The 12,691-nt window shown below is 43.4% G+C and carries 11 protein-coding genes; 7 read left to right on the plus strand and 4 right to left on the minus strand.

Annotated features, from left to right (window positions below; translation table 11 throughout):
- Positions 1–29 precede the first annotated feature (29 nt).
- Both LAY57_RS12165 and LAY57_RS12170 read left to right on the plus strand, forming a co-directional pair.
- Positions 30–1,019 (plus strand): XdhC family protein, encoded by a 990-nt coding sequence (locus tag LAY57_RS12165; RefSeq protein WP_249066854.1) that lies wholly within the window; start codon positions 30–32, stop codon positions 1,017–1,019.
- A 165-nt stretch (positions 1,020–1,184) separates the two neighbouring features.
- Positions 1,185–1,793 (plus strand): nucleotidyltransferase family protein, encoded by a 609-nt coding sequence (locus LAY57_RS12170; RefSeq protein WP_249066857.1) that lies wholly within the window; start codon positions 1,185–1,187, stop codon positions 1,791–1,793.
- A gap of 171 nt (positions 1,794–1,964) precedes the next feature.
- Here the strand turns inward: LAY57_RS12170 and LAY57_RS12175 are convergent, their stop codons facing one another.
- The 3 genes from LAY57_RS12175 to LAY57_RS12185 all read right to left on the minus strand — a co-directional run bounded on the left by LAY57_RS12175 (position 1,965) and on the right by LAY57_RS12185 (position 4,577).
- The gene (locus tag LAY57_RS12175) at positions 1,965–3,191 is read right to left on the minus strand and encodes a calcium-binding protein (protein WP_249066859.1); all 1,227 of its coding nucleotides are present in this window, start codon (positions 3,189–3,191) and stop codon (positions 1,965–1,967) included.
- A gap of 753 nt (positions 3,192–3,944) precedes the next feature.
- Complete coding sequence (locus LAY57_RS12180) at positions 3,945–4,193, minus strand: hypothetical protein (protein ID WP_249066861.1); 249 nt, start codon at positions 4,191–4,193, stop codon at positions 3,945–3,947.
- A gap of 117 nt (positions 4,194–4,310) precedes the next feature.
- Positions 4,311–4,577, minus strand: a complete 267-nt coding sequence (locus LAY57_RS12185; protein ID WP_249066863.1) for a hypothetical protein — start codon at positions 4,575–4,577, stop codon at positions 4,311–4,313.
- 818 nt (positions 4,578–5,395) lie between these two features.
- Between LAY57_RS12185 and LAY57_RS12190 the strand changes: the two genes are divergently transcribed.
- From LAY57_RS12190 to LAY57_RS35820, 3 genes are all read left to right on the plus strand, one after another.
- Entirely contained in the window at positions 5,396–7,741 is a 2,346-nt protein-coding gene (locus LAY57_RS12190; RefSeq protein ID WP_249066865.1) for an NACHT domain-containing protein, read from the plus strand.
- A gap of 185 nt (positions 7,742–7,926) precedes the next feature.
- On the plus strand, positions 7,927–8,202 hold the full coding sequence (locus tag LAY57_RS12195; protein ID WP_249066868.1) for a hypothetical protein: 276 nt from the start codon (positions 7,927–7,929) through the stop codon (positions 8,200–8,202).
- Between the two features lie 5 nt (positions 8,203–8,207).
- A complete protein-coding gene (locus LAY57_RS35820; protein WP_275993889.1) occupies positions 8,208–8,342 on the plus strand; it encodes a hypothetical protein in 135 nt (44 codons plus the stop codon).
- 89 nt (positions 8,343–8,431) lie between these two features.
- Here the strand turns inward: LAY57_RS35820 and LAY57_RS12200 are convergent, their stop codons facing one another.
- Entirely contained in the window at positions 8,432–9,814 is a 1,383-nt protein-coding gene (locus LAY57_RS12200) for a cytochrome P450 (RefSeq protein ID WP_249066870.1), read from the minus strand.
- A gap of 264 nt (positions 9,815–10,078) precedes the next feature.
- On the opposite strand from LAY57_RS12200, the gene LAY57_RS12205 reads away from it, so the two are divergent.
- Both LAY57_RS12205 and LAY57_RS12210 read left to right on the plus strand, forming a co-directional pair.
- A complete protein-coding gene (locus tag LAY57_RS12205; protein ID WP_249066871.1) occupies positions 10,079–11,581 on the plus strand; it encodes a polysaccharide deacetylase family protein in 1,503 nt (500 codons plus the stop codon).
- A 352-nt stretch (positions 11,582–11,933) separates the two neighbouring features.
- On the plus strand, positions 11,934–12,443 hold the full coding sequence (locus LAY57_RS12210) for a DUF1499 domain-containing protein (protein ID WP_249066873.1): 510 nt from the start codon (positions 11,934–11,936) through the stop codon (positions 12,441–12,443).
- The last annotated feature ends 248 nt before the right edge of the window (positions 12,444–12,691 follow it).

Raw genomic sequence — 12,691 nt, forward strand, 5'->3', positions numbered from 1 at the left:
CACCCTCACCAACTTTCCACCACCAAAAAATGCTTGATTTCTACCAACAACTAGCTCAAGCCTTACAACAAAGCCCTGTAGTTCTCGCCACTGTCACCAGCATCAAAGGTTCTGTTCCCAGAGAAGTCGGTGCGAAAATGATTGTTTGCTCCCATAATTCTACCATCGGTACGATCGGCGGTGGTGCTGGAGAAGCGAAAGTTATCGAAAAAGCCCTAGAAATACTGGAAACTGGCGAAAAACAATTTGTGGAAATCGATTTATCGGGCGCAATCAATCGCGAAACTCAAGGCGTCTGTGGCGGTACGATGCTAGTTTGGCTGGAACGCTGGACAGCGAAAGAAAATCTTGCCTTAGTCAATCAAATTATAGATATTTTATCATCAGGAAGTTCTGCCATACTCGTCACGCCCTTTGTTCCAGACTTGCCACCATATTTAGATATTGCCAATAACGATAAGGAACCGCAAATTAATTCTTGCTTTCGAGAAACTTTGCTGCCTCTACCAACTTTATTAATAATTGGTGCGGGTCACGTCGCCGTGCCATTAGCTCAGATTGCTCACTTAGCTGGATTTAGGATAATTGTACAGGACGAGCGCACTGAATTTGCCACCAAAGAACGCTTTCCTCAAGTATCTACTATTTTACCATTTCCACTTACTAATTACCCATTTTCAACCGAAAATCTTTATGTCGCACTGGTAACGCGGGGAATGCAAAACGATTTAGCAGCATTGCGAATTTTGTTAAAACGACAAACTCAATATATCGGTATGATTGGCTCATTAAAGCGTGTTGGTTTAGTCCGACAACAATTACAACAAGAAGGATATCCCGAAAACGCATTAAAATCAATTTATGCTCCCATTGGTTTGGATATCGGTGCTTTAACTCCGGAGGAAATCGCAGTTAGCATCTGTGCCGAATTAATCAAAGTTCGTCGGGGTGGAAAGGGCCGATCGCTATCAGAGCAAATGCGCTCTATTACTCCCTTCCCGGTGGAAGACTATGTATAGTGGGAGGGCGTTCGCGTTCGCGTAGCGGCGCGGATGCGCGGACTCGTGCCGTAGGCATTAGCATTGCGGGATTAATCTTAACTCAAAACCGAAACGTCAATTCCGCAATGCTTCGCCCCTACATAATCTTGTGGCGGAACTGAGTAATTAGCTACATTTATGCTAATGAATACGGATTTTCATTCTCCCCCGCTCCTCTTTGCGATCGTGCTATCAGCCGGTGCTTCGCGCCGCATGGGGACTTGCAAAGCCTCCCTGCCTTGGGAAAAAGGAAAAACTCTCCTATCCTATCAAGTAGAGCAATTTCTGCTGGCTGGCATCACACCTGTGGTAGTGCTTGGGCCTCACAATTGCGATCGCAAAAAAGATTGTCCCCCCGACACCTGTTTTGTCATCAATCCCGACCCCAGCCAAGGCAAAACCAGTTCTATCTTGACAGGACTCCAATCCATCCCCAAAAATTGTCAAGTCTTGGCTATCTCAGCAGTTGACCAACCCAGACCAACTGAAATTTACCAAAAATTACTGCAAGAACAAATACACAATGACTCAATAATTACTGCACCAACTTACAAAGGTAAATTGGGACATCCCTTATTTTTCTCCAGCAAAGCATTGCTTCACTTAGAAAACATTCGCGAAGAAACATTTGGATTGCGCCAAGTTGTCCAAGAGTTTTACGCAGTCATCAATAAAGTAGAATTTGATAATCAGGTTGTTATCACGGATATCAACACACCTGAAAACTATAGCAACGTGCTGAGTGCTGAGTAAAAACACAGTCGCTTCCTTGGTTTGATAGTTCTATGTGTTCGTAGGGGCGGGTTTGGCAGATAATTTGTCGCTAACCGACAAGAATCAGGGCAAAACCCGCCCCTACAATTTACCTGTACCGTTCGGCTGACGCTCACGGAAGCCTCACCCACTCCCAAGCTGCTGTAGTTCCTAAACGAAAGTAAAAGAACTACTTCCAAGACTCAAATCCGTAACCCCTTGCACAATACCAACCAGCTCATTCTGAGCTGACACCTGGAAAATGGCTGTTCCTGTCGGTAAACTGCCTTTAGAGATAGCCAGCACGTAGTTATTTGCCGAACCGCGCAGCTGGATTACATCCTCACCAGCTTTGAAGTCAGTAATTAGGGCGTAATCATTTAAACCGGCATCGGCATCATTGCCATCGTTGTAGTAAAACACATTGGTGTTCGCCAGTATAAATCTATCAGATCCTTCTCCGCCAACGAGGGTATCTATCTCGCCTAGTCCAGGACTGGCAGCGCTAGCGTCAACGCCACTAAGGGTATCGTTTCCCTTGTCGCCACTGAGGAAATCGCTGCCAGTGCTACCGATAAGCAGGTCGTTATCCTGGCCGCCGTAAATAATATCGTTGCCTACATTCCCATCTATGGTGTCGCTGCCTTGATTGCCGTTGAAGATGTCGTCGCCCTTACCGCCAGCGAGACTGTCATCCCCCAAGTTACCAAAGAGGACATCAGCACCTTCATTGCCGAAGAGAAAATCCTTATCTTGACCGCCGTAGAGGCTATCCTTGCCTAGACCCCCATTCAAAGTGTCGCTGCCTTGGTTGCCGTTGAACAAATCGTCGCCGTCACTGCCAACGAGACTGTCATTCCCCTGCTTGCCAAATAAGGTGTCATCTCCCACTCCACCCCTGAGATTATCGTTGCCGTCAGTTCCTTGAATGAGGGTGCCGGAAGTGGCAGCGACTTGGCCGCGAATTTCACCTTTGGGAAACGCATTGGTGTGGATATTCAGGTACAGAACAGTATCTGCACCGGGGTTAGTGGCTTTCAAAGGTGCCACGAAAGTACTTAATGGCTGATTGGCAATATCCGTTTGTTCCCAGATGCCGGTGACGGTTGCTGAACCATCTGGGTTAATTGCGATCGCTCGGTCATCTGTATCTTGAGCGGGATTAACTATACCGAAGACAACGGGGCCATCGGTGCCACGCGGCGCACTATGGAAATGCAAACTCGTGACATCATCCTTGCTGTCAGGAGTCTGAGGCGCTAAGCCCAACACAGGCCCAAAGTCCAAACCTTTAACCGTTATGCTGTAGGTCAAGGCATCTCCGGTGTCGTTCAGCTCCAAACCGGCAAACGCGATCGCTTTTGACCCGGTGGGCATAGGCTCTTGATCGCCGGTCATTGATGTTTTGAATATGTTGGCCATATGAATAATTTTCCTTTTCCTTGTCTAATCTTGACCCTGGGCTATGTCAGCTTAGGGACAGGTTTCCATGCCCCGCAGTGCAAACAGGTAAATGTGAGCGCAATATCGCTTCACAAGTTAGCTTGGTTTTATTTTGCTACCGTATGCTTTCTAGTAATACATTATCCGCTAAATAGCGTTTTTATGGCGATCTAGCTGCGTTTTTTATCCAAGCTAATGTTAAATTTATTGTGTTCTATTATACAGTTCTAACCAGAGTGCGATCGCTAATTTTGGAGGGTTTAAAACCCTCATTAAACCGCATAAAAATGCCAGAGCGGACTTTGATCGGTTACCGGCGGTAATTTCTAAAGCTTTTTCCAGACAGTTAAAGTTATTCCTGGAAGTCGTTTAATTGGGATACTTCCATATAAACGTGGCGCTGACTCACATCTAGGCTATAAAATATCTCAAACTACCTGACATTTGACCGACTTGTGTTGTTGATTTCCGGGCGGGTGTGGACGACAGCGTTAATTTGCCAACAGCATCATTGATTTCCGGGCGGGCTATGGGAAAGTATCGACTTTTCCAATAAACATTTGCGATCGCACTTTTCTATCGATTAGCAAAAATGCGATCGGGCCTCATTTCACATCCCATTATTTCCCATCATTTCCATCATCAAACAGACATATTATAATAACTACGGCAATCGCAATTCCTAAAGGGCAAAAATTTGTTTACTTTTTAGGGTAATTCAGTAATGTAAACTACATCAATAAGTTTTTTTCTATGAGAAAGATTGTAACCAACTAGGATATTCCCCACTAAAAATGCTTCTAGTCTGTCTCGCTCGTTGGTGTTAAAATATTCTCTTTCAACAGCTAGTCTATCTAATTCATCATAGATTTGCTGTGCAATTTCGCTGTTTTCTTGCTCCAACTTTCGGAGTCGGGGCGCTACTGTATAGTATTCAAAGGAAACTTGATAGGGCACTTACTTTACTACCTGATGTTTAACAATACATACCAAAACACCCAACGATGCTGTTAAAGTGGCTGATCGAAGGGTGTATTTAGATTATACGGCAATGCAGGTAAAGTAGAGAGGTAATTAGGAAGATTGCTTTTCACTCTTGAATTCTGACATTGAGATTGAGTTACCCTCTGCGACTGATTCTAGCCCTCTGCGGATACCTTCTTGATGTTCTGCGGGAAGCTCGTTAAATTTGATGTATTGCAGAGAGTTTGTGGGTGTGTTTATTTGGTGACAAGCTATTTGGTAATCGGGATTGAGTTGATCGAGTACTGTTTTTGCGCTTTCTGAACTCGCTTGCTTTTGAGCTTGTTTGCTCGACTGATTTAGGGCTGTGTGTTTCATTTAGTTATTCTCTGAATTTATGATAAATTAATTATTGTGAAGATAGACTTGGAAATCAGTATCGATGACCTTTCCTGTATCAGTCCTCTGTTGTATAACAAGGTAGTCGCAAGCTGAGCATTCAATTTTGGTGGTTAGATCGGTAAATAGGCATTTCGCCCAAATACCACACTTGGGGCAGCGAACTTCCAAAAACTTACAATTTCTTGCCATAAGCTCTGCCGATGCTATAATCTACGATCAAGGATAAGGCTGAGCAGGCTTCCCTGCTCAACCATTAACCCCGACCAAGGAATCGTCACTAGGTAGTGCCGAATTTCACCGAACACGCCTAACTCCCATCATGCTTGGTCAGTCTTGCACACTGGCCAGTTATGGAGGTAATGTGAAGAAGATTCCCACCGATCCATGTGCCAAATTTTTCTGGTTCGTTGTTGGTCACTATAAAGTGCTTTCCTTGAGCTTGCTTTTGGGCTTGCTTTTGGAACTTTTTTTCGGATACCTTCGCTCTCACAACATTGACGCTGTTGAAAAGAGCTACGTAATTCCGACCATAGGAGGTTATCTTTCGGTTTACCTAGCATTTTATGTAGGCTTGTCGAAGAGATAGTAGTTTTGTAGTTTACGCTGGTGGGAGTTCGCGGCTCTTGCCAGCTTTTTTCTACAAGATCACATTATCAGTGTAAGCCGAGTCTGACTAACTTATTGACTGAGAAAATATGGTAATGACTAACTTATTGGCTATTAATGCCTGAGTTATGCCTGACTTTTACGACAAAAAAGTGATATGATGCAATTAGACTCTTCAAAGTTAAGCTATGTCGCGTTCAATCAGAGTCGCTCCACAGTATATTCCTCAAGTTAAGCTGGCTCTCCAGCGTAACGGATTTCCCAGCCAGCAAGCCTTGGCTGAGGAGGTGGGATTATCGAGAGACACCATTCGTAAATTTCTCAATGGCAAAGGTATTGACTATTGGAACTTTACCGAAATTTGTGAAAAATTGGAGCTGAACTGGCAGGATATTGTCTACAAAGGAGATGATGCACCTGAAGAAACACCACAGCAGCCGTCTAAAGAGATTGATATTGATACCTTAGTCCAAAATGTACGGGAAAAGGTCAAACCCTTTATCCAACAAGAATGCAGCACGATGCGGGTACTGTCTATGACCTTTCCAATTGGTGTTAATGATATTTATAGCCACGTCAATGTTTTGGAGATACCGACTGCAAACTTGCGCTTAGAAATTGATGAACTGCTGCAAGGTTTTAACGATCCAAGTAAGTTTGACGGCTATGGACTGAGTAGAAGTTCTGAAGAAAGGATTCCAGGGTTGAAGGCGGTTGAGGAATATCCTAAACTAATGGTTTTCGGTAAGCCAGGAGCAGGTAAGACGACTTTTTTGAAATATTTAGCCCTTCAGTGTATTGACGGAAAGTTACAAAGCGATATTGTGCCTATTTTTATTACCATGAAGGATTTTCCCGAATATGGGAAAGAGCAAACTTTATTAGAATATATTATCGAACAGCTTTCTGCTTACGAAATTGTAGCTGAGGAAATTGAGCAGCTATTGAAGCAAGGCAGAACAATGGTTTTACTCGATGGACTAGATGAAGTCAAAGAAGAAAACAGCAGGTACGTTTTTGATGAAATAAAGCATTTTTTCAAGCGCTATCAGCAAAATCGGTTTGTAATTACTTGTCGGATTGCTGCCAAAGAATATATACTTGAAAAATTTACAGAGGTTGAAGTCGCCGACTTCGATAGTGAACAAATAGATACCTTTGTGAAAAAATGGTTTGATTCTAGTAAAGACAAAAAAGATCAAAAAGAAAAAAAGAAAGAAAATGCTAAAAGATTCAAGGAGAATTTGGAGAGACAGCCACGCATTAAAGAACTGGCCACGAATCCGCTGCTACTAACATTATTATGCTTAGTATTTGAAGACAAAGGTGAATTTTTTTCCAGAAATCGCTATGAAGTTTACAAAGAAGCTGTAGATACTCTACTTGTAAAATGGGATGCAAGCCGCGCTATTGAGCGAGAGAATGTTTACAAGAATCTATCACTAGGAGACAAGAGAGATTTGCTCAGTTACATTGCTCTTACGACTTTCGAGAAGGGAGATTATTTCTTGTCGAAGATAGATTTAGAGCATCTTATTACTAATTACATCCGTAATTTTCCTGATGCCAAAACTAATGTTGGAGACTTGGAGTCAGATAGTGAAGCGGTGTTGAAGTCTATTCAAGGTCAGCATGGATTACTTGTAGAGCGAGCAAGAGGTATTTATTCATTTTCCCATCTCACATTTTTGGAGTATTTCACAGCCAGAAGAATTGCCACTCGCCCCGATCCAGAAGTATCTAAAATTGCTTTCTCTAATCTAGTCAAGAATATAACTGATAAACGCTGGCGGGAAGTATTCTTGTTAGCAGTTGTACCACTGCGTCCAGCAGATTATCTCTTAAAGTTAATGAAAAATAAGGTTGATAGTCTGCTTGCTGGAGATGAGAAGTTACAGAAATTTCTCAAGTGGGTAAACGAGCAATCTTTGGAAATTCAAAAATCTCTTCCAGACAAAGTTTCCTACAAGCCAGCTGCTATCCGCTCTTTTTACCTTGACAGTGACATTACGATCGATCCTCAGCGCACACTTGGCTTTCTGATTGACTTTTATTGTCTCTGTATATTTACTTGTGCTAGTTTCTTATGCAGAACTGTAAACCTTTCCTTTAAGGAAGCTCTTAAGATTGTTCTTGAATTGAAACCTGACTTTACCCGTTACCGCGCTTTTGATGCTGCAACTGTGATGGTGTTTGTGCGTGTTTTTGCTATCAATCATGCTCTTCAAATTGACCCCAACATCGATCCTGGACTAAGGAAACGATTAGAAGAACTGAAAGCACAAGTAGATAAAGATGAGGAGAAAATAATAGCTTTGGAGAAAGAGAAGGGTCAGGATTGGGCAGAACAGGTGAGAATTCAGATAGTGGAAAATCACCCAATTGGTGAAGATTGGCAGTTCGATGAGGCACAGAAAGAATTGCTCACTAAATATTACGAAGCAAATGTGTTATTGATGGCTTGTCTGAATAACGCTTATGTAAGCCACGAAGTGCGGCAAGAAATAGAGAATAACTTGCTGCTACCCTTTTAGAGGATTGCGAAGCACTACAATGATTATAATGGTATCACTCCCTTCCGGCTCTAAGTTTATGTATTCATCCAGCAGGCGAAGCTGGGGGCAAGTGGGGCAGAAAATACAAATTCTTCTGGCGGGAAAGGAGTATCTTGAAAAAGTTGCCCGACCTTTAAATATCTACATTTTTCTAAGTAAAGACCATGACAACTAATTTACCCCTAAAGCTACATAGTTTACCCAACAGCTTACCTATCGAAGGTGCTGTTCGCATTGAGTTAGTGGAAGGAGTGCCCATTCTTCGTGCTTCTAGCACCGTACAGAATCGGATTGAAACTTTACTCGCTAAACAGAAAGATTCTGGTCTTACGACTGAAGAAGAAAAAGAACTAGATAATTATGAAGAATTAGACGATTATTTCAGTTTGGTTAACCGGACTGTTAGAAATGTTTTGCTTACTCCCAATCAAGGAGAATAAAAAGCTTGTCTGCCAATCGTTACATTAGTGAAGCCATCCAAGAGCAAGTACGCCAACGAGCTAATTACTTATGCGAATATTGTCACGCATCCGAGCGATGGCAATATGTCCGCTTCACTGTAGACCATGTTCTATCTTAAAGAGCGCTGAAGCGCAACTACGTACCAAATTCATGTAACATGGAAGCTTCGCACTCTACTTGGCTAATAAGTCTTGGTAGACGAAAAGATTAACTGCGGTGACCAGTTAATACCAATTTTACACCTCCAGAGGGTGCCATCGTAATGCCGCGACGTTCGGGTACAACGGGGCGATTATCGGCAAGTGCAAGTTGCGATCGCAATAAAATCCTAGCCAGTACCAACTTCATTTCAAACATCGCAAACGCCATCCCAATACAGCGACGATTGCTACCACCAAAAGGGAAAAACTCATAAGGCGAAAATTGACGTTCCAGAAAACGCTCTGGTTTAAAACGTTTTGGTTCTGGATATAAATCTTCGCGGTGGTGAGTTAAATAAATACAGGGAGATAGCATCGTTCCCTCCTCAAATTGATAGCCAGCTATCTGTACCGGCGCTTTCACAATCCGGGGGAAGGTAAACAAAGCAACCGGATAAATCCGCAGGGTTTCAGAACAGACAGCATTCAGATAAGGAAGTTTAGTAATAGCATTTGGATCTGGGTTTTCCCCCAGGGTAACTAACTCTTCGATCAGCTTTTGGCGTACTTCTGGTATATAATGAACCCAGTACAAAGCCCATGCCAAAGCTGTAGCTGTAGTCTCATGTCCGGCAAACAGCAATGTCATCAATTCATCAAGTAATTCGGCATCCGTCATCGGTTGACCGTCTTCATCGCGAGCAGACATCATTAAACTAAGGATGTCTTCGCCAGCTAAATCATTTTTCTGGCGACGTTCGTTAATTTCCGTCAATAAAAGTTCGTTAATTTCCTGCTTTAGGCGCACGAATCGTCCCCACGGACTCCACGCCCCTAAATCTTTTTGCAGCCATCGCAGAAAAACAAAACTGGATCTTAAAGGAGAACCAGTTACATCCAGCAGCGCCGTTAAACGTTGCTTCAGTTGTTCGTAACGATCGCCTTCATCAAGACCAAAAACAGCACGTAAAATGACTCGCAGAGAGATTTCTTGGGTGGATGAACGTGCTGAAAATGTTTCGCCAATCTGCCAATTGCTAATTACGCGATCGGTAATATCGCAAATAAGTTCGCCGTAGGCTTTCATGCGTTCCCCATGAAAGGGAGGCGTCAAGAGTCGGCGCTGACGCTGGTGATATTCGCCATCATGCAGTAACAGGGAATAATCCCCAAAGAAAGGCTGCAAAATTTTGTTTCCAGGCCCAGATTCAAACAGTTTTGGATCGGCTGTAAAAATTTCTTGAATCGCCTGGGGATTACTCAATACCACTTGTGGAGGAAAGCCAGCAATTTCAGTTGTATAGATGTCACCGTATTCTCTGGCCGTCTTTTCTAGATATTTTAACGGCCAAAAGATTGCGCGAATTGTCTGTAAAAATTTGGGGGTCTTTGGGCCATCAGGCAGTTTGGGGACTGGTTGGGTTTGGGGATTTTCCTGCAATGAAATCATGATTGATTCTCCTGTCTGGCAGAATTTTTTTTAAAGCAGGTGCTACTGGTAATTATATCCCTTCGGCTAACTCTTTGCGGGCAGCTTTGCGCGGTAGACTTTTCAGATATTTTTATGTGAGTATTGGCTGAACTATTTTCATTTTATGTGCTATGATAAGTTGGCTTGATCACAGGCCGTTCTAGCGATCGATGATTTAAAAATACTGCTGAAGCCTTAATTGTGTCAAACTCGATATGTTTCCCATATCGATTTCTCACATAAATGCTTACTACATCCCCAACACGCACCCTACCCCAATTACCGGAACTAATTGACGGATTACCCAATATTTCCGGCTGGGAAAAAGAAATTCTCTCAGTAGTTCAGGACAGCGAACCAGTATTTTTACCCAAAACAAACATCCGCTTAAGCGAAGTACAAGCTGGATTTGCGATCGCGCTGCATATGCACCAGCCTACCATCCCCGCTGGGTATAAAGGAGAACTAATCTCCAACCTGCAATATATGTTTGAACATCCCCAGGAAGGAGACAACCACAACGCCGCACCCTTTGCCAATTGCTATAGCCGCATGGCAGATTTGATACCAGAACTCGTCGCCAACGGTGGCAATCCTCGCGTTATGTTAGATTACTCTGGCAATCTCTTGTGGGGATTGCGACAAATGGGGCGCGGCGATATCCTAGAAAATCTCAAACGCATCACCATCGATCCCAATTACCAACCTTATGTAGAATGGCTTGGTACAATGTGGAGTCATGCAGTTGTTCCCTCCACACCGATACCAGATATCAAACTGCACATCCAAGCTTGGCAACATCATTTCGCCGCCATATTTGGTTGGTCAGCGCTATCTCGCGTCAAGGGATTTTCTCCTCCAGAAATGCACCTACCCAATCACCCAGATACCTTTTTTGAATTTGTCAAAGCGCTAAAAGAATGCGGCTATCGTTGGCTATTAGTACAAGAACATACAGTCGAAACTCTCACCGGGCAATCTTTAGCATATAAACATCTACCTCACCGTCTAATTGCCCGCAATTCTCAAGGCCAAGAAATCAGCATCACTGCCTTAATCAAAACCCAAGGTTCCGATACCAAACTGGTAGCTCAAATGCAGCCCTACTACGAAGCGAAAACCCTATCTCGACAAATGTTAGGGTCAGTTTCAGTACCACCAATAGTCAGTCAAATTGGCGATGGCGAAAACGGCGGCGTCATGATGAACGAGTTTCCCGGTGCTTTTTTACGGGCTTCCCATGAAATAGCTCAAAATAACGGTGGAAAATCGGGCATCGTTGCCATGACTGGTACAGAATACTTGGAATTAATTGAGGCGGCTGGTTGCAATCCCAATGATTATCCTACCTGTCAACCAATTGGTCAACACCAAATTTGGCAGCGCGTTGCGCCAGAAAGTTGCAGCCGGGATGCAGTAGCAAATGCGATTAAAGAGTTAAAAGAAACTAACCATAACTTTCACATGGATGGTGCTTCCTGGACAAATCACATCAGTTGGGTAAAAGGATACGAAAATGTTTTGAGTCCGATGAATCAACTCAGCGCTTTGTTTCACGAAAAAGTCGATCCATTACTGGAATTAGAGGCAGAATCCATTACCAAACAATCGCGGTATCGCGAAGCATTATTGCACAATTTTTTGCTGCAAACAAGCTGTTTTCGTTACTGGGGACAAGGAGTTTGGACAGACTATGCGCGTGAGATTTACCAACGAGGTGAAGCGATACTGCAAAATCAATGGTAGAATTCTAAACGTAGGTTGGGTTTCGTTACCTCAACCCAACCTACAATTATAGCGAGCCTAAATAAAATGTGAACATATTGTAGGGTGGGTTAGGCGCGGCGATTAACTTGTGGAACCAATAGATAAATCTTTCACCGCGCCGTAACCCACCATAAACTAGCTTTGTAGGTTGGGTTGAGCTAGGAAACTAGGGCAAATGCGTTGGGTTTCGCTTCGCTCAACCCAACCTACAAAGAAATGGCTTAGGTTGGGTTGAGGTAACGAAACCCAACCTATAATTAGGATTGTGGAATTTCCCAAATAAAGCGGTTTTCTGAGATAATAAGCACGTTGTATGAAAGGAAAGCAGTTTATGGTTGAATCGTCAGTAGAAAAGCGATCGCCTCTGCGACTATTAGTGATAATCTTGTTATCGTTGCTATTCGCTACTGTCTTTTGGCTGGGAGCAACGGTAGCATTTCCAGGAGGAATGACGATGTTTGCAGGAAAAAGACCCACCAACATTGGTGTACAAGCAGGCAAATTAGCCGCCTGTCCGAGTTCGCCCAATTGTGTCAGCAGCCAAAGTCAGGATGCTGAGCATAAAATTGAGCCGCTTACCTATAATTCTACGACCGTTGAGGCAATGGCTCAACTCAAAAAAGTTATTGAGTCGGAAGAGAGAACTAAAATTATCAGCGAAACACCTAATTACCTTTACGCAGAATTTACCAGCAAGCTAATGGGATTTGTTGATGATGTGGAATTCTATCTGGACGAAGCAGCAAAAGTTATTCACGTTCGTTCGGCTTCGCGCCTCGGACAGTCAGATTTGGGAGTGAACCGCAAACGAATAGAAACCATCAGGGCAAAATTAAGCTAACTGAAAAGCAATTTTTAGAGCAATTCGCCCGCAGCCTCTTATGCTGGGGTTATACGCAAAAAGCCTGCTCTCGTCAGGCTATTCTTCTCGTTTCCAGGTTGAACCTGGAAACGCTTTGCCTGGAGGCTCTGCCTCGGACCGTAAGTGTACTAACGCAAGTTGCTAGTTATATAGTTGAGGCTGGTATTAGGTACGTTGTTGCGCTAAAGCGCTCTTATCCCAGTTGTAATTAAGAGCGCTAAAGCGCA

This window comes from Argonema antarcticum A004/B2, assembly GCF_023333585.1.
GTDB classification, from domain to species: Bacteria; Cyanobacteriota; Cyanobacteriia; order Cyanobacteriales; family Aerosakkonemataceae; genus Argonema; species Argonema antarcticum.